The following is a 23,360-nucleotide window of genomic DNA, read 5'->3' as shown; positions in this document are numbered from 1 at the left end:
ACAATCGTCACATCGCACGAACCGGCCCCTGACCACCGGCGGCGCACCGCGCCCGAGGGACTCGGCACCACTCGACGCGGAGGCGCCTCGGAACACCACAGCCGTCCGCCCGCCAACGGCACGCGGGCACAACGAGAACCGGGCCCCCACCAGAACTTTCGTCCTGATGGAGACCCGGTCTCCATGGTGCGCGAGGGGGGAGTTGAACCCCCACGCCCTTTCGGGCACTGGAACCTGAATCCAGCGCGTCTGCCTATTCCGCCACCCGCGCATTGGGTGTTGACTTCCGGTCCGGCCCTGGTGGGGCGCGGCGCCTTCCGACATGCAGAAGATTAGCACGGTGCTCAGGGTGGAATCACCTCGCTTTCCCCGAGCCCGCCCGCGACCCGCCGAGACCTCGGAACCAGAACCTCCGCGGAGCCCTTCCCCGCCTCCGCAAGGCCACTTCGCCCCGCCCCACCCCGCACCCGGGAGGGCACGATCCGCCGCCGGGCGCTCCCGTCTGTGTCCCGTATACGGGACACTGAACAGGGAGAGCACCGGGAAGGCACGGTGCGCGGGCGGGAGTGCGTGACGCCGGCCGGCCCGTGAGAGGGTCCGGACCGCGCCTGCGGCCCGGACCGCCCACCGACGGGGCACCCGGGAGCGCGCGCCGGGGCCCAGGACCCTGGCAAGGCCCCCCGCGGCCGTGGCAGGGTCCCCCGGAAAGGTTCGCCCCGAGTCGTGAATCGGCGTGCACGGGGCATGTCTTGTGAGGGGCGACACTCGTGGACGGGGCCGACAGGGGGAACCAGCCGATTTCCCGGGGCGTGGATACGATCAGTAAGCAGTACCAGGAAGCCAACGACGGAGGAGGTGCCCCATGGGAGTCCTGAAGCGTTTCGAGCAGCGGCTCGAGGGTTTGGTCAACGGCACCTTCGCCAAGGTCTTCAAGTCCGAGGTGCAGCCGGTCGAGATCGCCGGCGCGCTCCAGCGCGAGTGCGACAACAACGCGACGATCTGGAACCGCGACCGCACGGTCGTCCCCAACGACTTCATCGTCGAGCTCTCCACCCCGGACTTCGAGCGGCTCAGCCCGTACTCGGGCCAGCTGGGCGACGAGTTGTCCGGCATGGTCCGCGACTACGCCAAGCAGCAGCGGTACTCCTTCATGGGCCCCATCAAGGTCCACCTGGAGAAGGCCGACGACCTCGACACGGGCCTGTACCGCGTCCGCAGCCGCACGCTGGCCTCCAGCACCTCCCAGACGCCGGGCGGCGCACCCGCCCCCGGCAGCCACGCCTACCCCCCGGCGCCCGGGCAGGGCGGCGGCCCCGCACCCCTTCCCGGCCGGCCCACCCAGGGCGGCTACGGCTACCCGCAGCCCCCGGCCTCGCCGCCTCCCATGCCGGCGGGCCCTCCGCCCGGGACGCACGGCGGCGGACCCTCGCTCGCCGGGGCGGGCGCCACCACCCGCCGCTGGATCGAGATCAACGGCAACCGCCACCAGATCTCCCGCTCCACCCTCGTACTCGGCCGGAGCACCGAGGCCGACGTGCGCATCGACGACCCCGGAGTCTCCCGCAGACACTGCGAGATCCGGACGGGTTCGCCCTCCACGGTCCAGGACCTCGGGTCGACCAACGGCATCGTGGTGGACGGACAGCACACCACCCGCGCTACGCTCCGCGACGGCTCGCGAATCGTCGTGGGCAACACCACCATCATTTACCGGCAAGCCGAAGGGTGAAGCGGGGGCAATGTCAGAGCTGACCCTGACGGTCATGCGGCTGGGTTTCCTGGCCGTTCTGTGGCTGTTCGTGATCGTGGCCGTCCAGGTCATCCGGAGCGACCTGTTCGGCACGCGGGTCACCCAGCGCGGAGCACGGCGGACCGCCGAAGCACGGCCGCAGCAACAACGCCAGCAGGCCGCGCCGCCGTCGCAGCGCGCCCAGGGCGGGTCGAGCCGCCAGCGGCGCGGGGCACCGACGAAGCTGGTGGTGTCCGAAGGGTCACTCACCGGCACCACCGTCGCCCTCCAGGGGCAGACGATCTCGCTCGGCCGCGCCCACGACTCCACCATCGTGCTGGACGACGACTACGCCTCCAGCAGGCATGCCAGGATCTACCCGGACCGCGACGGCAAGTGGATCGTCGAGGACCTCGGGTCGACCAACGGCACCTATCTCGACCGGACCCGGCTCACCACCCCGACACCGATTCCGCTGGGCGCACCGATCCGTATCGGCAAGACCGTCATCGAGCTGCGGAAGTAGTACGACAATGAGTGAGCGGAGCGAGCGGGCCGTCGTGATCCACCGTCAGGGTCCGATTCAGGAGGCGCTCCCGACCGGAGGGTGGGCAGTGTGGCTCGATCAGACCGGCTGTACCCGGAACCGTCGACAGGCGAGGTGCGGCGCATGAGCCTGTCACTGCGCTTCGCGGCGGGGTCGCACAAGGGCATGATCCGCGAGGGGAACGAGGACTCCGGTTACGCCGGCCCCCGCCTCCTCGCCATCGCCGACGGCATGGGCGGCCAGGCCGCGGGCGAGGTCGCCAGCTCCGAGGTCATCACGACCCTCGTGGAGCTCGACGACGAGATCCCCGGCTCCGACATCCTCACCTCGCTGGGCGCCGCCGTGCAGCGGGCCAACGACCAACTCAGGGTGATGGTCGAGGAGGACCCGCAGCTGGAGGGGATGGGCACCACGCTCACCGCCCTGCTGTGGACCGGCCAGCGGCTGGGCCTCGTGCACGTCGGCGACTCCCGCGCGTACCTCCTGCGGGACGGTGTGCTCACCCAGATCACGCAGGACCACACCTGGGTGCAGCGTCTCGTGGACGAGGGGCGCATCACCGAGGAGGAGGCGACGACGCACCCGCAGCGCTCGCTGCTGATGCGCGCGCTGGGCAGCGGCGACCATGTCGAACCCGACCTCTCGATCCGCGAGGTCCGCGCCGGCGACCGGTACTTGATCTGCTCCGACGGCCTCTCCGGCGTCGTCTCCCACCAGACGATGGAGGAGACCCTCGCCAGTTACCAGGGCCCGCAGGAGACCATCCAGGAGCTGATCCAGCTCGCCCTGCGCGGCGGCGGCCCGGACAACATCACCTGCATCGTCGCCGACGTCCTCGACGTCGACTCCAACGACACCCTCACCACCCAGCTCAACGACACCCCCGTGGTCGTCGGCGCTGTCGCGGAGAACCAGCAACAGCAGCAGGACAGCGGTGCCATGGAGACCCCGGCCGGCCGCGCGGCGGGCCTCGGCCGCGGACCGTCCGCCCCCAGCGGCTCCTTCGGCCCACCCGGAAGCGGCTCCTCCGCCGAGTACGCCCCGGAGAACTCCTTCGGCGCGTACGGCGACGCGGACTTCGACAAGCCGCGGCGCGGCCGTGCCTGGCTGAAGCGGTCCCTGTACACGGTGCTGGCCCTCGCGGTCGTCGGCGGCGGCCTCTACGGCGGCTACCGCTGGACCCAGACCCAGTACTACGTGGGAACCAAGGGCAACCACGTCGCCCTCTTCCAGGGCATCAACCAGGATCTGGCCTGGGTGTCGCTCTCCAAGGTCCACCGCGACCACCCCGAGATCGAACTCAAGTACCTCCCGCCGTACCAGCGCAAGCAGGTGGAGGCGACCATCGCCGAGGGCGGCATGGACGAGGCCAGGGAGAAGGTCGAGGAACTCGGCGTCCAGGCGTCCGCCTGCAAGAAGAACGCCGAGCGCCGCACCGCCGCGCAGAAGCAGCAGGAGGAGGCGAAGCCCGGCAAGGGCGACTCCGACGCGGCCGAGGACCTCGCCGACGACGCCAAGAGCAAGAACAAGTCCGATGCCACTCCCACGCCCGGCCCCAGCCTCTCGGAGGAAGAGCAGAAGCTGGTCCCGCTGTGCGGTAAGCAGTAAGCAGCCGTTGGGGGCCTTTTCACGCCATGAGCAGTAGTACGACACAGACTTCCACCATCGGGGCCATCGGCGCGCCGAGCCGCCGCAACACCGAACTCGCCCTTCTGGTGTTCGCGGTGGTCATCCCCGTGTTCGCCTACGTCAACGTGGGCCTCGCGATCAACGACGAGATCCCCACGGGCCTCATCGGCTACGGCATCGGCCTCGGCCTGCTGGCCGGCGTGGGCCACATCGTGGTGCGCCGCTTCGCGCCTTACGCCGACCCCCTGCTGCTCCCGCTGGCGACCCTGCTCAACGGCCTGGGCCTGGTGCTGATCTGGCGCCTGGACCAGTCGGAGCGGCTCCAGCAGCTGGCCAAGAGGGCGTACGGCTCCTTCTCGGCCTCCGCGCCCAACCAGCTGATGTACTCCGCGATCGGCATCGCGTTCTTCGTCGCCGTGGTGATCTTCCTCAAGGACCACCGCATCCTCCAGCGGTACACGTACATCTCCATGGTGGGCGCGATCATCCTGCTGCTGCTGCCGCTCGTGCCGGGGCTCGGCACGGACGTCTTCGGCGCCAAGATCTGGATCAACGTCGGCGGATTCTCCATCCAGCCCGGTGAGTTCGCCAAGATCGTCATCGCGATCTTCTTCGCCGGGTACCTGATGGTGAAGCGCGACGCGCTCGCCCTGGCCAGCCGCCGTTTCATGGGGCTCTACCTGCCGCGCGGCCGCGACCTCGGCCCGATCCTGATGATCTGGGCGGTCAGCCTCCTCGTCCTCATCTTCGAGAACGACCTCGGCACCTCGCTGCTCTTCTTCGGCATGTTCGTGATCATGCTGTACGTGGCCACCGAGCGGACCAGCTGGATCGTCATCGGCCTGGGCATGGCGGCGGCCGGCGCCGTCGGCGTCGCCTCCTTCGCCTCCCACGTGCAGCTCCGCGTCAACGCCTGGCTCGACCCCTTCAGCTGCTACGCGGACTCCGGGGCGTGCGAGCAGATCGGCCAGTCGGTCATGTCGTTCGGCTCGGGCGGCGTCCTCGGCACCGGCCTCGGCCAGGGCGACTCCGACCTCATCGGCTTCGCGGCCAACTCCGACTTCATCTTCTCCACCGTCGGCGAGGAGCTCGGCCTTGCCGGGGTCATGGCCTTCTTCCTCCTCTACGCCCTGATCATCGAGCGCGGCGCCCGTACCGCGCTGGCCGCCCGCGACCCGTTCGGCAAGCTCTTCGCCATCGGGCTGACCGGCGCCTTCGCCCTCCAGGTCTTCGTGGTCGCCGGCGGCGTGATGGGGCTCATCCCGCTGACCGGTATGACCATGCCCTTCCTCGCGTACGGTGGTTCGTCGGTGCTCGCCAACTGGGCGCTGATCGCCATCCTGATCCGCATCAGTGACACCGCCCGCCGTCCCGCCCCGGCGCCGGCTCCTTCCCCCGACGCCGAGATGACCCAGGTGGTGCGCCCGTGAACAAGCCCCTGCGCCGGATCGCGATCTTCTGCGGCCTGCTGGTCCTCGCCCTGCTGCTGCGGGCCAACTGGATCCAGTACGTGAAGGCCGACGAGCTGGCCACGCACGAGAAGAACCGTCGCGTCTCCATCGAGCGGTACGCCCAGCCGCGCGGCGACATCATCGTGGACGGCAAGTCCATCACCGGCTCCAAGGCCACCGAGGGCACCGACTACGAGTACAAGCGCACCTACAAGAACGGCGAGATGTGGGCCCCGGTCACCGGGTACGCCTCGCAGCTCGTCGGTGCCTCGCAGATCGAGAACCTTGAGGACGGCATCCTCACCGGCAACGACGACCGCCTCTTCTTCCGCCGCACGCTCGACATGCTGACCGGCAAGAAGAAGGAGGGCGGCAACGTCGTCACGACGCTGAGCGAGAGCGCCCAGAAGGCCGCGTTCGAGGGCCTCGGCGACCGCAAGGGCGCCGTCGCCGCGCTCGACCCCTCCACCGGCGCGATCCTCGCCCTCGCCTCCACCCCGTCCTACGACCCCGGGGTCTTCGCCGGGATCACCAACAAGGACGGCGAGGAGTTCTCCAAGCTCGACAAGAACAAGGACAAGCCGCTGGTCAACCGGGCGCTGCGCGAGACGTACCCGCCCGGCTCGACCTTCAAGGTCCTCACGGCGGCGGCCGCCCTGGAGCACGGCCTGGTCACCGACGTCGACGCGAAGACCGACACCCCGCTCCCGTGGATCATGCCGGGCACCACGACACCGCTGCCGAACGAGGGCAACATCCCCTGCGAGGACGCCACCCTCCGCGACGCGCTGCGGGTCTCCTGCAACACCGTCTTCGGCAAGATCGGCGCCGACCTCGGCAAGGACAAGATGCTGGAGACGGCGGAGAAGTTCGGCTTCAACGAGGAGCAGTTCACGCCGGTCCGCTCCAACGCCTCGGTCTTCCCGAAGGAGATGGACAAGGCGCAGACCGCGCTCTCCTCCATCGGCCAGTTCGAGACCGCCGCCACCCCGCTCCAGATGGCCATGGTCACCTCGGCCATCGCCAACGACGGTGTCCTCATGGAGCCGTACATGGTGCGCGAGCTGCAGGCGCCGGGCCTCGACACCATCGAGACGCACGAGCCGAAGAAGATGAGCGAGCCGCTCTCGAAGGAGAACGCGCAGAAGCTCCAGCAGATGATGGAGACGGTCGTCAACGACGGCACGGGGTCCAACGCGCGCATCCCGGGCGTCACCGTCGGCGGCAAGACCGGTACCGCGCAGCACGGTATCGACAACAGCGAGAAGCCCTACGCCTGGTTCATCTCCTTCGCCAAGACGGCCGAGGGCTCCCCGGTGGCGGTCGCGGTGGTCGTCGAGGACGGCAGCGCCGAGCGCGACGACATCTCCGGTGGGGGCCTCGCCGCGCCGATCGCCAAGTCCGTCATGGAGGCGGTCCTGGGCAAGAAGTGAGCCGGCGGCCGGCCATGGCCCCCGTAGCGGTCCGGTAGTTGTGGATCTTCACGCGCGGGGATACCGGTCAGGTATCAGCTCACGGCCGGGGCCGGTCCGGCCTGTGCGGGGCGGGTACCGTATGGCCGGGCAGCACACCGCCGGACCACACACGGGTGCGGTCGGGACCGACGGAGAGAGCTGGTAGGTAGCTATGGAAGAGCCGCGTCGCCTGGGCGGCCGGTACGAGCTGGGCTCGGTGCTCGGCCGTGGTGGCATGGCCGAGGTGTACCTCGCCCACGACACGCGTCTCGGCCGGACCGTCGCCGTGAAGACGCTCCGGGCCGACCTCGCCCGCGACCCGTCCTTCCAAGCCCGGTTCCGCCGCGAGGCCCAGTCGGCCGCCTCGCTCAACCACCCCGCGATCGTCGCCGTCTACGACACCGGCGAGGACTACGTCGACGGGGTCTCCATCCCGTACATCGTCATGGAGTACGTCGACGGCTCCACCCTCCGTGAACTGCTGCACTCGGGCCGCAAGCTGCTGCCCGAGCGCTCCATGGAGATGACCATCGGCATCCTCCAGGCGCTGGAGTACTCGCACCGGGCCGGCATCGTCCACCGCGACATCAAGCCGGCCAACGTGATGCTGACCCGCAACGGCCAGGTCAAGGTCATGGACTTCGGCATCGCCCGGGCCATGGGCGACTCCGGTATGACGATGACGCAGACCTCCGCCGTCATCGGCACCGCCCAGTACCTCTCCCCGGAGCAGGCCAAGGGCGAGCAGGTGGACGCCCGTTCCGACCTGTACTCCACGGGCTGCCTGCTCTACGAGCTGCTCACCGTCCGGCCTCCCTTCGTCGGGGACTCCCCGGTCGCCGTCGCCTACCAGCACGTGCGCGAAGAGGCCCAGGCTCCGAGCGTCTTCGACCCCGAGATCACGCCCGAGATGGACGCGATCGTCCTGAAGGCCCTGGTCAAGGACCCGGACTACCGCTACCAGTCGGCGGACGAGATGCGCGCCGACATCGAGGCGTGCCTCGACGGCCAGCCCGTCGGCGCCACCGCGGCCATGGGCGCGGTCGGCTACAGCGGCTACCCGGACGACCAGCCGACCACGGCGATGCACGCGCAGGACGGCTCCGCCCCCACCTCCATGCTTCCGCCGGTCAACCCGGACGACGGCGGCTACGGCTACGACGACCGGCCCGGGCGCCGCCGCCAGCAGCCGAAGAAGAACACCAACCTGTCGACGGTCTTCCTGATCGCCGCCGGCGTCCTGGTCCTCGTGGGCGCCATCTTCATCGGCAAGGCGATCTTCGGGGAAAGGGGTGGCGACACCACGGTCAAGGTCCCCAACTTCGTCGGAAGCACCGAGGCCAAGGCCAAGAAGAAGGCCGACAACATCGACCTCAAGCTGGAGGTCTCCGCCCGCGAGGAGTGCGAGGACCAGCCCGCCAAGCACATCTGCAGCCAGGACCCCGAGCCGGGCCAGGGCGAGGGCGCCATGGTCGAGCGCGGCACCACCGTCAAGGTGGTCGTCTCCACCGGCGCCCCGAAGATCACGGTCCCGGACGTCAAGGGGCTCTCCTTCGAGAAGGCCGAGGAGCAGCTCAAGGCGAAGGGCTTCACCGACATCGAGCAGAGTGCCGAGGAGTCCGACCAGACCCCCGGCACGGTGATCGGCCAGGACCCCGAACGTGACTCCGAGGTCGAGAAGGGCACCACGATCACGCTGACCATCGCCAAGGAGAAGGCGATGACGGCGGTGCCGGACGTCAGCGGCAAGACCTGCGAGGAGGCCACCTCGCAACTGGAGGGCAGCGACCTCAAGGCGAGCTGCGTCGAGGAGGAGAGCGAGGCGGAGGCCGGCAAGGTCTTCGCCCAGACCCCCGCACCCCAGGCCCAGGTCCAGCCCGGCTCCACGGTCACCCTGAAGATCGCCAAGGCGGCCGAGAAGGTCAAGGTCCCGGGCGGCCTGCGCGGTCAGAAGCTCGGCGACGTGAAGAAGGCCCTGACCGACGCGGGCCTGGCGGTCGGCGACATCTCCGGCTCCCCGGACGACAAAGCGCTCGTTGCCGCGCTGGACCCGGGCGAGGACGCGGAGGTCCCGAAGGGCACCGCGGTCAACCTGACCACGGTCGGCCCGCCCGGCGCCGACGGCGGCCTCTTCGGCGGCTAGGACCGCCCTTCCCGCGCGACAGCACGTGAACGCGAAGCCCCGGCACCGGATGAACGGTGCCGGGGCTTCGTCGAGGCGGTCCTAGCGCAGCTCGGCCGGTGGGGTGCGCTGGTTGTCGACCTTCTCCACACGGTCCAGCTCGCCCCAGACGATGTAGCGGTAGTCCGAGGTGTACACCGGGGTGCAGGTGGTGAGCGTGATGTACCGGCCGGGCTTCGTGGCGCCGGACTCCTCCGGAACGGCCTCCAGGACCTTCACGTTGTACTTCGAGGTCTCGGGAAGGATCGCGAACGTCTTGTAGACGTACCAGGAGTCCTTCGTCTCGAAGACGATCGGGTCGCCCTTCTTGATCCTGTCGATGTTGTGGAACTTGGCGCCGTGGCCGTCGCGGTGGGCCGCCAGGGTGAAGTTGCCCTTGTCGTCGGAGGGGAGAGCCGACTTCACCGGGTCGGTGTAGTAGCCGGCGACGCCCTTGTTGAGCAGGGAGCTCTCGGTGCCCTTCTTGACGAGCACCTCGCCGTTCTTCATCGCCGGGACGTGCAGGAAGCCGACGCCGTCCTTGGTGTCGAGTGCTCCAGGGCCGCCGGCCCAGCGGTCGCGGACCGATTCACCCTGCTTGCCGGCCTCCCGGTCGGCGACGACGTTGGTCCACCAGAGCGAGTAGGCGACGAAGAGGCCGAGGACGACGCCCGCGGTGATCAGCAGTTCGCCGAAGACCCCGACCCCGGTCGCGATGATGCCGCGCTTGCTTCTGCGCGGCGCGGCGACGGACTCCTCGTCCGTCCTGTCCTGCGTCTTCGTCGCTGCCACTGGCGCTGCCCCGTCCGTCCGGTCCGACTCAATCGACGAGCGCATCGGGCTTGCCCTTGCTGCGCGGCCGTTCCTCGACCATCTTGCCCCAGACGATCATCCGATACGTACTGGTGAATTCCGGGGTGCAGGTGGTGAGCGTGATGTACCGGCCGGGCTTCGTGAACCCCGATCCCGCGGGCACGGGGTCGATGACGGCCGTGTTGGACGGGGGAGTCTGCGGCAGGATGCTCGCCATCTCGTACACGTAGTAGGTGTCCTGGGTCTCCACCACGATCGGGTCGCCCGGTGTGAGCCGATTGACGTACCGGAAGGGTTCTCCGTGGGTGTTCCGGTGGCCCGCGACGGCGAAGTTCCCCTCCTTCGCCGCGGGCAGCGCCGTCTTCAGGGAGCCCTCGGCGTAGTGGCCCGCCATGCCCCGGTCGAGGACACGCTCCTTGTCGATGCCCGAGGCCACCGGGACGACGACGTCCAGCTTCGGGATGTGCAGGATGGCGAAGCCCTGACCGGCCTCGAACGCCCCCGGCTTCCGCTCCCCCCGCTCCCAGTCCTGCTGGAGACTGCTGGCGGCTCCGTCCGCCTGCTGCTGGGCGCGCACGTTGGTCCACCAGAGCTGGTAGGTCACGAAGAGCAGCATCAGGACGCCGATGGTGATGAACAGCTCGCCGATCACGCTGCTGGCGACCGTGGCGGCGCTCGGCTTCCGGGCCCGCGCCGCCCTCCGCGCCTCGACGCGGGTACGGGGCCGCTCCGGCGGCTCGGCGGGTGCGGCACGGCGGCGGCCGGACCCGGCGCGGCGGCCCCCCGGCCGGGCCTTTCGCTTGGCTGCCTTGCGCCGCGCCGCCCGGCCCCCTTCGACGCCGTCGGCCCCCGGCCGGGGGTCGCGGTGCTCCTCGTCCGTCCGTGCCGGGCCGACCGCCCGCAGCGCCATCGTCTCGCCGTCCCGGGAGACCTCCGGCACGGGGCTGTACGCGTCCTCGGCGGACGCGGGCTCCGGCTGGGCCTGCGCAGACGCGCAGCCGCCCGGTGCGACGTAGGCGGGTTCCCCGGTGTAGGCGGCAGGCGGCTCGGCGGGGAGCTGCTCGGCGGCGTGGACGGGGGCGGCCGTGGGGGGCTGATACGCGGCCTGCGGAGTCGCCGCGTACGGGCCGCCGGGGATGGGCGCGTACGGGCCGGCGGGTGGCGGCTGGGGCGTGAAGACGTCGTGGCCCTGGCCTCGCTGTGGGAGCTGCTCGGCGCGGAACCAGGGGGAGCTGTGGCTGCCGGCCAGCACGTCGGGGAGCGGGTCCGTGAGCGGGTCGACCGGCCCCCCGGCGGCCGTCTCGCGCTCGGGCCGCAGGTCGGTCACTCCGTGGCCTTGCCCACCACCGGCGCGAGCCCCCTCGACCGCCCTACGGCCCCGGTGTCGCCGCACTCCGCCAGCCAGTTGGCGAGCATGAGGTGCCCGTGTTCGGTGAGGACCGACTCGGGGTGGAACTGGACGCCTTCGACGGGCAGTTCCCGGTGCCGCACGCCCATGATGATCCCGTCGGCGGTGCGAGCGGTGACCTCCAGCTCCTCGGGGACGCGCTCGGGTTCGGCCGCCAGCGAGTGGTACCGGGTGGCGATGAAGGGCGACGGGAGCCCCGCGAAGACCCCGTGGCCCTCGTGGAAGACCGGAGAGGTCTTGCCGTGGAGCAGTTCCGGGGCGCGGTCCACGACGCCGCCGTAGGCGACCGCCATCGACTGCATGCCGAGGCAGACGCCGAAGACGGGGACGCCGGTGTCCGCGCAGTGGCGCACCATCTCGATACAGACGCCGGCCTGCTCGGGGGCGCCGGGGCCGGGCGAGAGCAGGACGCCGTCGAAGCCGTCCTGGGCGTGGGAGGTCCGGACCTCGTCGTTGCGCACGACCTCGCACTCGGCGCCGAGCTGGTAGAGGTACTGGACGAGGTTGAAGACGAAGCTGTCGTAGTTGTCGACGACCAGAATGCGCGCGCTCATCAGTGGGCCCCCCGGGCGTCGTCCACGGTCACGTCGTTGAACGGAAGCAGGGGCTCGGCCCACGGGAAGACGTACTCGAAGAGCGCGTAGACCACAGCGAGGGCGAGAAGCAGAGAGATGAACGCCCTCACCCAGGCATTGCCCGGCAGATGCCGCCAGATCCAGCCGTACATGCCGTCCCCACTTGTCCTGCCGCGCGCGATGGTTGACCGCTGGGCATACCGACTCACGTAGTTGCAGCACCAGACTAAAGGGATCGGCCTTCTCCTCGGGTCGTCCTCGGAGATTGGGGACCCGCCACACCACCGGGCGGGCACGGGGAGGTGATGTTTCACGTGAAACCAAGGGGTGTTTCACGTGAAACCAAGGGGTGTTTCACGTGAAACCACGATGTTTCACGTGAAACATCGAGCAGGCTCAGCGGAACGGGGCCGGTTCAGGAGACCGGCTTGGCGTAGTGCAGGTCGACGGTGCCGGAGTAGCCGTCGAGTTTGGTCTTCTCCGCGTCCTCGACCTTCCAGCCGAGGCCGTAGGCGTTGACGTAGAGCATGTAGTTCTGGATCTCCGGGGACTCGGCGAGCGCCTGCCTGAGTTTCTCCTGGTCCCCCACGGCCGTGACGGTGTAGGGCGGCGAGTAGACCCGCCCCTGGAGGATCAGGGTGTTGCCGACGCAGCGGACCGCGCTGGTGGAGATGAGCCGCTGGTCCATGACCTTGATGCCCTGGGCGCCCCCCTTCCACAGCGCGTTCACCACGGCCTGCAGATCCTGCTGGTGGATCACGAGGTCGTTGGGGTGGGGGTCGGGGTAACCCGGCAGCTTGGGGGTGGCGTCGGGCGGGGCGTCGGCGAGGGTCACGGAGACGGAGGAACCGGTGATCGGCTTGGTTCCGGCGGCCTTCTCCAAGGCGCCGAGCTGGGCGTCCTCGGCGTCGGTGCTGCCGTCGTCACGCTCGGCCAGGGCTTCGACCTCTTCACGCAGCGCGCGGTTGGTGTCTTCCAGCTCACCGTTCTTGTGACTGCGGTCCCGGATGAGGTCCGAGAGCTTCAGCAGCGCGGTGTCGGTGCGGATGTTGGTCCCGCGAGCCGTGTTGAAGCTGGTCACGAAGATCAGACCGGCCAGCGCGAAGACGCCCACGGTGAGAAGACGCACGGGACGCCAGCGGAATCGCCCACGGTCAGGACTGGAGTCCGCGTGGGGTGAGTCGGCAGAATTGCTCAACGTACCCTTGCTCTCCTTCGGCACCACGGAAGCACTACGCTAACGGACGGCCGGGGGAGACCACACCGCCCCGGGCCACCCGCCCGGAGCCAGCCACCGTCCCCCTGCGCGGCCACGCAGCGCATCGACAGGAGAGCCCCTCGTGCCGAAGTCACGTATCCGCAAGAAGGCTGATTACACGCCGCCCCCGGCGAAGCAGTCCACCGAGATAAAGCTGACCAGCCGGGGCTGGGTGGCGCCGGTGATGCTCGCCCTGTTCCTGATCGGCCTGGCGTGGATCGTCGTCTTCTACCTGACGGACGGCAGCCTCCCGATCGACTCCTTCGGCAACTGGAACATCGTCATCGGCTTCGGCTTCATCGCGGCCGGCTTCGGCGTCTCCACGCAGTGGAAGTAGCCGACCGGCCCGCAGCTCTTCCGGCCCGCTGAGGCAAGCCCTGCCCCAAGCTATCCACTGGGTTATCCACACCTGGGGAAAAGGTCGGAAGATCTGTGGATAACTCATCTGCGGTTGACGCCGGTACGACTGGCCGCCGGCACGTAGGACCTCTGTTCGCCCCTTGCCCCTCCTGGGAAGTACCAGGTCAGAGGCGAGGGGCGAACGCGTTCCGCACACTGTGCACAAGATCCGGCACAGTCTGTGGATAACCCGCACATCGAGATTCGAACATGTGTACAACCCTGGTGTGTCGCTCGCCCGGACGGGTGGCGCTCACCCCGATGTGCACAACCGACCCCAGCCCTCTGCTAGGCCCGTACGCCGTCAGGCCAGCGCCAACGTCCGGACGACGATCATGACCAGCGCGGCAACCAGGACCGCACCGCAGGCTCCCCACTGGACCAGCGCCCTGCGCCCGCGCGGCGCGTGGACCATGGCATAGCCGATGATCGCCCCCGCGACCAGACCGCCGACGTGCGCCTCCCAGGCGATCCGCGGGGCCAGCACCGTGAACGCGAGGTTCAGCGCGACGAGGACCAGGACGGGGCGCAGGTCCTGGTTGAGGCGCCGCATCAGGATCACGGTGGCGCCCATCAGGCCGAAGACGGCGCCGGAGGCACCGAGCGAGGGCTGCTGGGGAGCGGCGACGACGTAGGTGAGGGCGCTGCCGGCCAGGCCGGAGATCAGGTAGAGCGCCAGATACCGGGCACGCCCGAGGGCGGCCTCCAGCGGTCCCCCCAGCCACCAGAGCAGGAGCATGTTGGAAGCGAAGTGCAGGAACTCCTGGTGGGCGAAGACCGACGTGACCAGCCGGTACCACTCACCGGCCGCCACACCCATGACCGGTTCCCAGCCGAACTCCGGCGGTGGGAAGGCACCGACCAGCACCAGGTGCGCCGCGAACTCGTCACCCATCGCCAGGATGGCGACGAAGACGGCGGCGTTGATCCCCAGCAGGATCTTGGTGAGCAGCCGGGGGTCGGCCGCGATGGTGCCGCCGGCGAGGGTGCGCGGCGCGTTCACCGCGGAGGAGCCGGTGCCCGAGCCGCCGCGGACGCAGTCCGGGCACTGGAAGCCGACCGAGGCGCTGACCATGCACTGGGGGCAGATGGGCCGCTCGCAGCGCACGCAGCTGATCCCGGTCTCACGGTCCGGGTGCCGGTAGCAGCCCGGCAGGCCGTGGGCGTCGCGCGCGCCAGGCGCTCCGGATGGGCCCTGATCCATGGGATCTCTTCCCCTCACAACGTTCCTCGTACGGCGATCCGGACCGCGCGGTCAGCGCGCCGCCCCGCCCATCCTCTGTACGGATGGGCGGGGCGGAAAGGTTCCCTGCACGGACTCACGGCGAGCGCCGAGCCGTCGGGGATCAGCCCTCGCGGTTCTCCACCACGACCGACTCGATGACCACGTCGTTGACGGGGCGGTCGGTGCGCGGGTTGGTCTTGACGGCGGCGATCTCGTCGACGACCTTCTGGCTCGCGGCGTCCGCGACCTCACCGAAGATGGTGTGCTTGCCGGTCAGCCAAGCGGTCGGCGAGACGGTGACGAAGAACTGCGAGCCGTTGGTGCCCGGGCCGGCGTTGGCCATGGCCAGCAGGTAGGGCTTGTTGAAGGCGAGGTCCGGGTGGAACTCGTCACCGAACTTGTAGCCGGGGCCACCGGTGCCGTTGCCCAGCGGGTCGCCGCCCTGGATCATGAAGCCGCTGATCACGCGGTGGAAGACCGTGCCGTCGTACAGCTTGTCCGTCGTCTTCTGGCCGGTCTCCGGGTTCGTCCACTCCCGCTCACCGGTGGCGAGCTCGACGAAGTTCTTGACCGTCTTCGGCGCGTGGTTCGGCAGAAGCCGCACGTTGATGTCGCCGTGGTTGGTCTTCAGGGTGGCGTAAAGCTGCTCAGCCACGATGTGCCTTCCGTTGTCCTCTGTGACGCACCGATCCTCGCACGGTCCGCACGCGCCGGGCACTTCCCTCCCCTGATTCGGGCGATTACCCCCCGGGCGCCACCCTTGTACGGCAACACCCACCCCGAAACCGCCCGGGCGTGGACGGCGGGGAGTGCCACGCCGGGAAGCGGGCACGCGCTGTGGCGAGGGCCGCCGTGACGTACCGATCGCGGCCCGGCGTGACCCGGATGCCCGCCCCTGTGTGCTGTGGGCCCCGAGGGAAGGCATCATCGCGAAAAGGGTGGAAAGGCGAGCTATCAGGAGAATTATTCGCCTTCTGGGGCATAACCCCCAGGCACTCACATACGCCACCGAGGAGGAGGAACCCGTGACCCGCATCGACAGCGTGCGCGCCGCGACCGGCTCGGCGAAGGAGAGCGCGCGGCACGCCGCGGAGGCGGTGGCTCCCTACGCCGAAACAGCCAAGGAACGCGCCGCCCACCTGAGCCATGAGGCCCGCGTCCGGCTCGCACCCAAGGTGTCGCTGGCCGCCGCACAGGCGGCCGACCAGGCACGCATCCGATACGACGCCCACCTTGCGCCGCGCCTGGAGAACGCCCGCGCCCACGTCCCGCCCAAGGTCGACGAAGTCGCACACAGGGCGGCCGCCCACACCCGGCGGGCCGCCCAGCAGGCCGCGGCCTACTCCCGGCCCCGCCTGGAGCAGGCCGTGGCCGCCGCTCAGCCGGCCCGCGAGGAAGCGGCCGCCCGGTCCGCCGCCGCGCTGGCCGCCCTGCGGGGCCAGGTGAGCGCCCAGCAGATCGAGAAGCTGGCCCGCAAGCAGAAGCGTCGGGGGCGCGGCAAGCGGTTCGCCCTCTCGGCGCTGGTACTCGGAGCCGTGGCGGGTGGTGCGCTGGCCGCCTGGAAGTGGTGGGACAAGCAGGCCAACCCGGACTGGCTGGTGGAGCCCCCCGCTCCCACCGAGGTCCCGGACGGGCCGCCGCTGACCTCCGTGGACGGCGCCGGACAGGGCCTCCTCGACCCGGAGGTACGCGCCAAGCAGGCCGACACCGAGACGGACAGGCTCGACGAGGAGGGTGGCTCCAGGTCCGCTTGACGAGTCTGGCCTGGCCTGGCCCGGTCACACGTGTGCGGGTGTCGATGTTTCACGTGAAACATCGACACCCGCACACGTGTGACCGGGCGAAACCGGCCGACGCCGAGGCCCCTCGCGATTCCCCCCAGGGGCCAGTGCTCGGCTGCTCGCCCGCGCGACGGCCTCGGGCACGCGACAGCAGGGCGTCCCGGCCGCCCGCCCGCCATCTCGCCCACCAGATCACTCACACACCATCAACGAACCTGAACTCAAAGAATTTCGGATCAATATCCCGCGAAGGGGTGCTGCAGTCCCGTGAAGACCGCAACACCCGCTCTCCCTCCGCATCAGAGATTGCGGTTCCGCATGCCTCGATCATGCCGTCTCATTCATATATCAACCGTTATCAACCGTCATAGCCGTCTCGGGATTGGCCGCACTCACGGTCGGTTGCACCGCTGCTGCGGACTCCCCAACCGCTCGAACGACGCCGCCACCGTCCCCCTCGCCCTCGGCCTCCATCAGCCCGGAGCCGAGCACCGCTCGCATTCCACCGGCCGCCAACGCGCAACTGCCGCAGGGCGTCGAGCGAACCGCGCGAGCCTTCACGCGCGCCTACGCAGAGCACGACGCTCGGGACGGGAGGGACCAGGCGTACGCCGACGCCGGCGCCCGGGCCGCGAAGCTCGCCACCGGCGCCTTGGCGCCGACCTTGGCAGAGGTGCGGCCGATCCAGGCCGCCCTCTGGGCCGCCCTCAGGGCAGAGAATGCTGATCAGCGGGCTTCGGTCACCTCGGTCGCGGTTCCTGACGGCGCTCCCTCCCCGAAGAGGACTCGGCGCTGGTCCGGGTGAGCTACGCCCTCAAGACCATCCCGAAGTCGGGCCGAAGCGGCAGACCGAAGAGCACGTCGCCCTCCAGCTGGAACGCACCACCGAGGGCTGGCGCGTCGTCGCGCTCCCCTGGGCATGACGGGGCGGCTATGAAGAAGACAGCGTTCGGCCTCGGTCCGGGCCTCTTCACAGCCACGGCCGTTTCGGGGGTCGCCCTGCTGACGACGTTCGGCGCGGCCGGGGGCGCGTCGGCAGAGGAAACGGGCCCCGGTGACGGGCTCACGACGGACGCACCGGTCCCTCGCTGGGTCCGCGAGCTGGTCACCAAGCACGCCGACGTGTGCCCGCAGGTCACGGCTTCGCTCCTGGCGGCCCAGCTCCTGGCGGACGTCTCGTCCTCGAAAACCTCGGACTCCTGTTTGGCGTCACGCAAGCCACCAGCCCGAAACAGCACGGCGTAACTGAACGTGCCGTCCCTTCTCCGCCGTTTCCTGATCGGAGCCATGACGGGACCGTGCGACAGCTCGACGTCGACACGGTTGACGTTATGAGCACGGAGAGGGCCTCTGACCCGCGTATCCGCAGGTCAGAGGCCCTCTCTAGAGTGTGGAGCCTAGGAGAGTCGAACTCCTGACATCTGCCATGCAAAGACAGCGCTCTACCAACTGAGCTAAGGCCCCGGGAGGACGTGACGTGTGCCGGAGGGCACCCGTCGGCGTCGACCGCGACCAAGAGTACCGGTCCCGGGCCGATCTCGTAAAAACAGTTCGCTCCGGGCCCGTCCGCCCCCGGTGGGCCGTACGGGCCCGGTGCCGACGAGGACGGCGGTGAAGAGGGCTCCCGGCCGTAGACCACGCTCCGTAAGATGTGGCGAGGTTCGCAGCAGCGAAGGGGAGTGGGCATGGACGCAGCGCAGCAGGAAGCGACCGCCAGAGCGCGGGAGCTCCAGCGGAACTGGTACGGGGAGCCGCTGGGGGCGCTGTTCCGACGGCTCATCGACGATCTCGGGCTCAACCAGGCACGGCTCGCCGGAGTCCTCGGCCTCTCCGCGCCGATGCTCTCCCAGCTGATGAGCGGGCAGCGCGCGAAGATCGGCAACCCCGCGGTGGTCCAGCGGGTGCAGCTGCTCCAGGAGCTCGCCGGCCAGGTCGCCGACGGCAGTGTCAGCGCGGGGGAGGCGAGCGCGCGGATGGACGAGATCAAGAGGTCGCAGGGAGGTTCGGTCCTCTCCCAGACCGGGCAGACCGCGACCGGCTCCGGTGCCCCCACCGTCAAGCGGGTGGTACGCGAGATCCAGTCGCTGCTGCGGTCGGTCGCGGCGGCCGGGGACATCATCGACGCCGCCGACACCCTCGCCCCCACCCACCCCGAACTGGCAGAGTTCCTACGGGTGTACGGCGCCGGGCGCACCTCCGAGGCGGTCGCCCACTACGAGTCGCACCAGAACTGACGTCCGTCGGCCCCGACGGACGAGACACACGGGGAGCATGGCGCAGCATGGGTGAGGTCTTCGCCGGCCGGTACGAACTGGCCGATCCGATCGGGCGGGGCGGGGTCGGCGCCGTGTGGCGCGCCTGGGACCACCGTCGGCGCAGGTACGTCGCGGCCAAGGTGCTCCAGCAGCGCGACGCCCACACCTTGCTGCGGTTCGTCCGTGAACAGGCCCTGCGGATCGACCACCCGCACGTGCTCGCCCCGGCCAGCTGGGCGGCCGACGACGACCAGGTGCTGTTCACCATGGACCTGGTCAGCGGCGGCTCGCTCGCCCATCTGATCGGCGACTACGGGGCGTTGCCGCCGCGCTTCGTCTGCCTCCTGCTGGACCAGCTGCTCGCCGGCCTCGCCGCCGTGCACGCCGAGGGCGTGATCCACCGGGACATCAAGCCGGCCAACATCCTGCTGGAGGCCACCGGTTCGGGCCGCCCGCACCTGCGCCTCTCGGACTTCGGCATCTCCATGCGCCAGGGCGAGCCGCGCCTCACCGAGACCAACTACGTGGTCGGCACGCCTGGTTACTTCGCCCCCGAGCAGCTTCTGGGCGCCGAACCCGACTTCACCGCCGACCTGTTCGCGGTCGGCCTGGTCGCGCTCTACCTCCTCCAGGGGCGCAAGCCCGACTCCCAGGCTCTGGTGGAGCACTTCGCGGAGCACGGGACACCGAGCGCCCCCGACGCGATCCCCGAGCCGCTCTGGCAGGTCGTCGCCACCCTCCTCCAGCCCGACCCGCAGGCCCGCTTCCGCACCGCCACCGGCGCCCGCAAGGCCCTCGCCTCCGCGGCCGAACTGCTGCCGGGGACCGGGGAGGAGCCGGTCGAGGTCTTCGACCAGATCGGCCCGCTGCCCCCGGGGTTCGGGCCCGACGGCCCCGAGCCGAAGGCGGCCGAGGCCACGCCCGCCGGGGCCGGGACCCCGCCCCCCGGCCCGGACGCCCCGGCGGCCACCCCGGACCGGACCAGCACGGACGGCTTCCCCCTCGCCCCACCCGCGCCCCGGGCCCCGGCCGCACCGTCCACCCAGCCCCCGCCTCCGGCGCCGGACCCCACCTTCGTCCCCGCCCAGGCCCCCACCGCCTCCGTCCACCAGCCCGCCACCACGGCGCCCGCGCCGGCCCCCGTACCGGGATACGCCGACACCCGCCCGTACACCGCTCCGGGCGATCCCCGGCCGCACCCCTCCTTCCCGGCCCAGCCCGCCTACGGCTACCCGCAGGCCCAGGCGCCCGGCTACGGCTACCCGCGGCCTGCGCCCCCGGCGCGGGCGCAGGCCGCCTCCCGCCCGCGCCCCGGCCCCTCCGCGAAGATCGCCGTCCCGGTCCTCCTGGTCGCCCTGGTCTGCCTGGCCGTCGGCCTCTGGGCCCTCACTCAGACCTGACCCCCGCTCCGGGCCGCGCCGCGCCGCGCCACCCAGAACCACGTCCCGAGGCCCGCCAGGAGCACCGTGCCGGTGCCGATCCCGGAGGCGGCGACCACGGCCATGGTCTCGGAGCGCGTCACCTCGGCGTCGCTGCGGCCGTCCTCGGCGGCGTCCCGTTCCCGGTCGCCGACCTGGAAGGGCCCGGCGTCCCCGGCGTAGCGGGGCCCGCCGGCGGGCTCCCCCTGCACACGGACCCGCAGGGTGACACCGAAGTCGCCACCCCGGAAGACCTCGGCCATCTCGGGGGAGAGGGTGAGCTGCACGTAGTACCAGCCGGCGAAGCGCACGCCGTTGACGTCCGCGGCCGGGGCGTGCCGATTCGCGTAGGCGACCGGCTGGAGCGGGGCCGACCTCCTGGTCTGGGGGCTTCCGCTGAAGACCAGGGAGTCGTCCGTGACCGGACCGTAGGCGGGGTTGTAGAGCGCCGTCTGCAGGGCACCGGTGACGAGCGCGATCGACTTGCCGGAGGTCGCACTGCCCAGTTCGGGCTCGACGTACAGACGCTGGCCCCAGTCGACCGGCACCCGGTAGAAGACCGATTCGCCGGGCTTCAGGCGGGTCTTGAAGCTGCCGTCGGCCAGCGCGACGGAGTCGTTGAAGCCCGTGCCGCCCGGACGTTCCACGGGCTCGCCCCCGGGTATGTCGGCCGGGGCGTCCGTGGGGCTCGGCGAAGGCGCCTGGGTCGGGCCGCCCTTGCCCTCCACCGCGGGCTCGGTGAGCAGCCGCAGTTCGAGCTGCCAGGGCTCCTGCGCGGACGTCCCCTCCGTCGTACGCTCCACGACCACGAAGTACGGCCCCGCCTCCTGACAGGCCCCGGCATCCGGCTCGACGGCCCGCACCGCCTGCGCGGCCAGCGGACGCGGGTACTCGGCCGAGCCGAACCGCGCGTCCCCCGTGCCGCACTGGTTGTCGCGGCGGTCCCGCAGGGTCACGGTGAGGCTGTCCCCCGCCTCCACCTTCGCCCCCGGCTTCGGCACGGCGACCGCCGAGGCGTACGCGTACGAGGAGGCGTCCAGGTCGACGGCGTAGTACAGCGTCTCGCCGGGCCCGATCCGGGAGCGGTAGGCCCGCCCGGCGGCCAGGGTGTGCGCGTCGGTGCTGCTCACCTCCCCGGCGACCTGCTCGGCACCGTCGGCGAAGACGTACGGGGCCGTGCCGCCCTCCGCCCGCACCGGGGCCGTGCCCAGCAGCACCGCCGCCAGCGCCAGGCCCACCGCGCCGAGACCGCGCCCTCTCATCCTGTGCCACCCCTCGTCGAACCGCCCGCGCCCCGCCCGGCACGGCGCCGGACGACCAGGGCCGCGGCCGCCACCGCGAGCAGCGCCAGCGCCCCGCCCGCCGCGGCGAGCACCCACGGCGGGGGCCATCCTGCCTCCTCCACGGCTGCCGTGTCCTTCACCGGGCCCTTCTCCTCCCCCTCGGCACCGGCCGCCGGAGCCTCCTCGGGGGCGTCCGCCGCGGCCGGGGCGTCCTTCTGGGGCCCGGCCAGTTCGGTACCGGCCACCTCGACGCGGAGGACCACGCCGATCGCCGGGTTCTCCGCGAACGTCGCGGTGTCGGGGCCGAGCGAGACCGCGAGGTAGTAGTCCCCGGCCGCGCGCACCGGCTTCACGTGGGCGGCCGGCTCCCAGCGGTTGGTCCAGGTCACGGGCACGGTGCCGTGGTCGAGGACGGACGGTTTGCCGAAGTACCCCTTGTGGTCGCTGAACTCCGTGCCCGTGCTGATCGGCGCCCGCGACGGCGCGTGCAGCGAGGTCGAGGCGAAGGAGCGGCGGATCACCAGGTCGTCGTGGTCGATGGTCGGCTCGTTGCCGAAGTCGACGGTGTAGCGCAGCTGCTGGCCCCAGCCGACCTTCACCTTGTACCAGCGGGTCTGGGCGGGCAGCAGCCCGTCCTTCCAGACGCCCTCGCCGATCCGCACGGCGTCGTTGAAGCCGGTACCCCCGGTCACGGCCTTCGCCGGGCCCTCGACGCGCGGCGCCCGGTCCTTGGCGATCTCCCCGAACTCCGTGGCGGACTGGGCCGGGACGGTTCCCCTGGCCAGGGGCTCCTCGACCGCCATCCGCAGCTCCAGCGGCCAGCGCGCCCGGTCGGCGCCGTCCCCGGAGACCCGCTTGACCTCCAGGTGGTACGTGCCGGCCTCGTCACAAGCCGCGTTGGCCTTCGCGGTCGGGACGCGGCTGACCGCGCCGCTGACCGGCAGGGCGCCCTCGTCCTGCTGGAAGGTGGCCCGCGCGTTGTCGCAGACCCTCGGGAACTCCCCGGAGCTGTGCACCCGCAGTTCGAGCCCGTCGGAGTACCCGACCGGAACTCCCGGCTGCGGTACGGCCGTCACGCCGAAGTCGACGGTGCCGGTGGCGTCCAGTGCGGCGGCGTACCACCGGGTCTCCCCCGGGCCGATGGAGTCGAGGTACTGACCGGGCCCGATGGAGGGCGCCCCCTTCACCGAGGCCGAGCCTTCGACCACGTCTCCCTCGAACTGGTAGCCCCCGGCCGAGAGTTCGGCGGCGCGCTGCAACTGGCGGGCAAGGGCCGCAGCGTCCGGCGCCTCGTAGTACGCCCCGTGCCCGGCCTCAGCGACGCAGGTCAGCTCCTCGCGGGCCTTGCCCTTCACCTGGAAGCCGATGGCGTCGATCCTCAGGTCGAGGCCGGACTCGGCGAGTTGCTCGGCGGCCTCGCAGGGCGGCGGGGAACCGCAGTTGTCCTCGCCGTCCGAGATGAGCAGCACGGTACGGCGCCCGACCGCGCCCGGCTCCGGCTCGGGCAGGTCGGCGACGGCCTTCTGGAGGGAGAGCCCGATCGGGGTGTCGCCCTTCGGCTCGACACCGGCGACCGCCTTCTTCATCGCGTCCCGGTCCAACGGCTCGACGGGCCGGGCGAGTCGGGTGTCCGTGCAGCCGCTGGCGCGGTCGGCGCCGTAGAGCCTGAGCCCGGTCGGATAGCCGTCCGGCAGGCTGTCCACCACGGTGCCGACCGCGTCCCGGGCCGCCTCGATGCGGGTACGTCCGCCGCCCGCCTCGTCGGCCATGGAGCCGGAGGAGTCGAGGACCATGACGAGACCGCCGGCTCCGGTGGCCGGTTCGGGGGCTCGGGGCGGGGCGGCGGCCACGGGCGGGCCCGCGGCCAGGGCGCAGAGCACCCCGGTGAGAAGTACCGCCGCCGTCCGGCGGCCGAGCCGAGCCTTCACCGTTCCCCCTGTCCCGCGCGGGCCGTGGCCGCGCCGTCCTCACCGG

20 protein-coding genes and 2 tRNA genes are annotated in these 23,360 nt (G+C 70.9%); 10 read left to right on the top strand and 12 right to left on the bottom strand.

Going from position 1 to position 23,360, the window contains the following annotated elements:
- Window positions 1-184 precede the first annotated feature (184 nt).
- Window positions 185-271: transfer RNA gene (locus ACSLIC_RS12940), tRNA-Leu, on the bottom strand.
- A gap of 591 nt (window positions 272-862) precedes the next feature.
- Here ACSLIC_RS12940 and ACSLIC_RS12935 point away from each other — a divergent pair.
- The 6 genes from ACSLIC_RS12935 to pknB all read left to right on the top strand — a co-directional run bounded on the left by ACSLIC_RS12935 (window position 863) and on the right by pknB (window position 8,953).
- A complete protein-coding gene (locus tag ACSLIC_RS12935) occupies window positions 863-1,729 on the top strand; it encodes an FhaA domain-containing protein (protein ID WP_436737809.1) in 867 nt (288 codons plus the stop codon).
- A gap of 10 nt (window positions 1,730-1,739) precedes the next feature.
- The gene (locus tag ACSLIC_RS12930; RefSeq protein ID WP_436737808.1) at window positions 1,740-2,255 is read left to right on the top strand and encodes an FHA domain-containing protein FhaB/FipA; all 516 of its coding nucleotides are present in this window, start codon (window positions 1,740-1,742) and stop codon (window positions 2,253-2,255) included.
- A 144-nt stretch (window positions 2,256-2,399) separates the two neighbouring features.
- Entirely contained in the window at window positions 2,400-3,884 is a 1,485-nt protein-coding gene (locus tag ACSLIC_RS12925; RefSeq protein ID WP_436737807.1) for a Stp1/IreP family PP2C-type Ser/Thr phosphatase, read from the top strand.
- Between the two features lie 26 nt (window positions 3,885-3,910).
- Entirely contained in the window at window positions 3,911-5,335 is a 1,425-nt protein-coding gene (locus ACSLIC_RS12920; protein WP_436737806.1) for an FtsW/RodA/SpoVE family cell cycle protein, read from the top strand.
- Complete coding sequence (locus ACSLIC_RS12915) at window positions 5,332-6,789, top strand: peptidoglycan D,D-transpeptidase FtsI family protein (protein ID WP_436737805.1); 1,458 nt, start codon at window positions 5,332-5,334, stop codon at window positions 6,787-6,789. The genes ACSLIC_RS12920 and ACSLIC_RS12915 overlap by 4 nt, the downstream gene beginning before the upstream one ends.
- A 193-nt stretch (window positions 6,790-6,982) precedes the next feature.
- Window positions 6,983-8,953, top strand: coding sequence for a Stk1 family PASTA domain-containing Ser/Thr kinase (pknB, locus tag ACSLIC_RS12910; RefSeq protein ID WP_436737804.1), 1,971 nt, complete (start codon window positions 6,983-6,985; stop codon window positions 8,951-8,953).
- An 81-nt stretch (window positions 8,954-9,034) separates the two neighbouring features.
- On the opposite strand, the gene ACSLIC_RS12905 is transcribed toward pknB, so the two are convergent.
- The 5 genes from ACSLIC_RS12905 to ACSLIC_RS12885 all read right to left on the bottom strand — a co-directional run bounded on the left by ACSLIC_RS12905 (window position 9,035) and on the right by ACSLIC_RS12885 (window position 12,965).
- Complete coding sequence (locus ACSLIC_RS12905; RefSeq protein WP_436737803.1) at window positions 9,035-9,808, bottom strand: class E sortase; 774 nt, start codon at window positions 9,806-9,808, stop codon at window positions 9,035-9,037.
- Window positions 9,792-11,111, bottom strand: a complete 1,320-nt coding sequence (locus ACSLIC_RS12900; RefSeq protein WP_436737802.1) for a class E sortase — start codon at window positions 11,109-11,111, stop codon at window positions 9,792-9,794. The genes ACSLIC_RS12905 and ACSLIC_RS12900 overlap by 17 nt, the downstream gene beginning before the upstream one ends.
- Entirely contained in the window at window positions 11,108-11,746 is a 639-nt protein-coding gene (locus ACSLIC_RS12895) for an aminodeoxychorismate/anthranilate synthase component II (RefSeq protein ID WP_436737801.1), read from the bottom strand. The genes ACSLIC_RS12900 and ACSLIC_RS12895 overlap by 4 nt, the downstream gene beginning before the upstream one ends.
- The gene (locus ACSLIC_RS12890) at window positions 11,746-11,919 is read right to left on the bottom strand and encodes a hypothetical protein (RefSeq protein ID WP_436737800.1); all 174 of its coding nucleotides are present in this window, start codon (window positions 11,917-11,919) and stop codon (window positions 11,746-11,748) included. The genes ACSLIC_RS12895 and ACSLIC_RS12890 overlap by 1 nt, the downstream gene beginning before the upstream one ends.
- 263 nt (window positions 11,920-12,182) lie before the next feature.
- Window positions 12,183-12,965 carry a DUF881 domain-containing protein gene (locus tag ACSLIC_RS12885; protein ID WP_436737799.1) on the bottom strand — a complete coding sequence of 261 codons (783 nt, stop codon included), beginning with the start codon at window positions 12,963-12,965 and terminating at the stop codon, window positions 12,183-12,185.
- A 142-nt stretch (window positions 12,966-13,107) separates the two neighbouring features.
- Here ACSLIC_RS12885 and crgA point away from each other — a divergent pair, with 142 nt between their 5' ends.
- Complete coding sequence (gene crgA, locus ACSLIC_RS12880) at window positions 13,108-13,362, top strand: cell division protein CrgA (RefSeq protein ID WP_436737798.1); 255 nt, start codon at window positions 13,108-13,110, stop codon at window positions 13,360-13,362.
- A 366-nt stretch (window positions 13,363-13,728) separates the two neighbouring features.
- Here the strand turns inward: crgA and ACSLIC_RS12875 are convergent, their stop codons facing one another.
- Both ACSLIC_RS12875 and ACSLIC_RS12870 read right to left on the bottom strand, forming a co-directional pair.
- On the bottom strand, window positions 13,729-14,628 hold the full coding sequence (locus tag ACSLIC_RS12875) for a rhomboid family intramembrane serine protease (protein ID WP_436737797.1): 900 nt from the start codon (window positions 14,626-14,628) through the stop codon (window positions 13,729-13,731).
- Between the two features lie 142 nt (window positions 14,629-14,770).
- A complete protein-coding gene (locus tag ACSLIC_RS12870) occupies window positions 14,771-15,304 on the bottom strand; it encodes a peptidylprolyl isomerase (RefSeq protein WP_436737796.1) in 534 nt (177 codons plus the stop codon).
- Window positions 15,305-15,674: 370 nt separating this feature from the next.
- Here ACSLIC_RS12870 and ACSLIC_RS12865 point away from each other — a divergent pair, with 370 nt between their 5' ends.
- A complete protein-coding gene (locus ACSLIC_RS12865; RefSeq protein WP_436737795.1) occupies window positions 15,675-16,403 on the top strand; it encodes a DUF5324 family protein in 729 nt (242 codons plus the stop codon).
- A gap of 833 nt (window positions 16,404-17,236) precedes the next feature.
- Here the strand turns inward: ACSLIC_RS12865 and ACSLIC_RS12860 are convergent.
- Both ACSLIC_RS12860 and ACSLIC_RS12855 read right to left on the bottom strand, forming a co-directional pair.
- The gene (locus tag ACSLIC_RS12860) at window positions 17,237-17,719 is read right to left on the bottom strand and encodes a hypothetical protein (protein ID WP_436737794.1); all 483 of its coding nucleotides are present in this window, start codon (window positions 17,717-17,719) and stop codon (window positions 17,237-17,239) included.
- Between the two features lie 102 nt (window positions 17,720-17,821).
- Window positions 17,822-17,894 (bottom strand) — tRNA-Ala (locus tag ACSLIC_RS12855).
- Window positions 17,895-18,115: 221 nt separating this feature from the next.
- On the opposite strand from ACSLIC_RS12855, the gene ACSLIC_RS12850 reads away from it, so the two are divergent.
- Together ACSLIC_RS12850 and ACSLIC_RS12845 are read left to right on the top strand one after the other, a co-directional pair.
- Window positions 18,116-18,664: a helix-turn-helix domain-containing protein gene (locus tag ACSLIC_RS12850; protein ID WP_436737793.1), complete on the top strand. Its 549-nt coding sequence runs from the start codon at window positions 18,116-18,118 to the stop codon at window positions 18,662-18,664.
- Between the two features lie 47 nt (window positions 18,665-18,711).
- On the top strand, window positions 18,712-20,085 hold the full coding sequence (locus ACSLIC_RS12845; RefSeq protein WP_436737792.1) for a serine/threonine-protein kinase: 1,374 nt from the start codon (window positions 18,712-18,714) through the stop codon (window positions 20,083-20,085).
- Here the strand turns inward: ACSLIC_RS12845 and ACSLIC_RS12840 are convergent.
- Both ACSLIC_RS12840 and ACSLIC_RS12835 read right to left on the bottom strand, forming a co-directional pair.
- The gene (locus ACSLIC_RS12840) at window positions 20,076-21,365 is read right to left on the bottom strand and encodes a hypothetical protein (protein ID WP_436737791.1); all 1,290 of its coding nucleotides are present in this window, start codon (window positions 21,363-21,365) and stop codon (window positions 20,076-20,078) included. The two genes, ACSLIC_RS12845 and ACSLIC_RS12840, sit on opposite strands and share 10 nt — an antisense overlap.
- Window positions 21,362-23,314: a vWA domain-containing protein gene (locus ACSLIC_RS12835; RefSeq protein WP_436737790.1), complete on the bottom strand. Its 1,953-nt coding sequence runs from the start codon at window positions 23,312-23,314 to the stop codon at window positions 21,362-21,364. Before ACSLIC_RS12835 ends, ACSLIC_RS12840 begins: the two co-directional genes overlap by 4 nt.
- Between the last annotated feature and the right edge of the window lie 46 nt (window positions 23,315-23,360).

The sequence above is a fragment of the Streptomyces sp. BBFR102 genome, assembly GCF_051397025.1.
In the GTDB taxonomy this organism is placed as follows: Bacteria; Actinomycetota; Actinomycetes; order Streptomycetales; family Streptomycetaceae; genus Streptomyces.
Note: the sequence above shows the minus strand (reverse complement) of the source record. Positions and strands in the feature narration are given on the sequence as shown.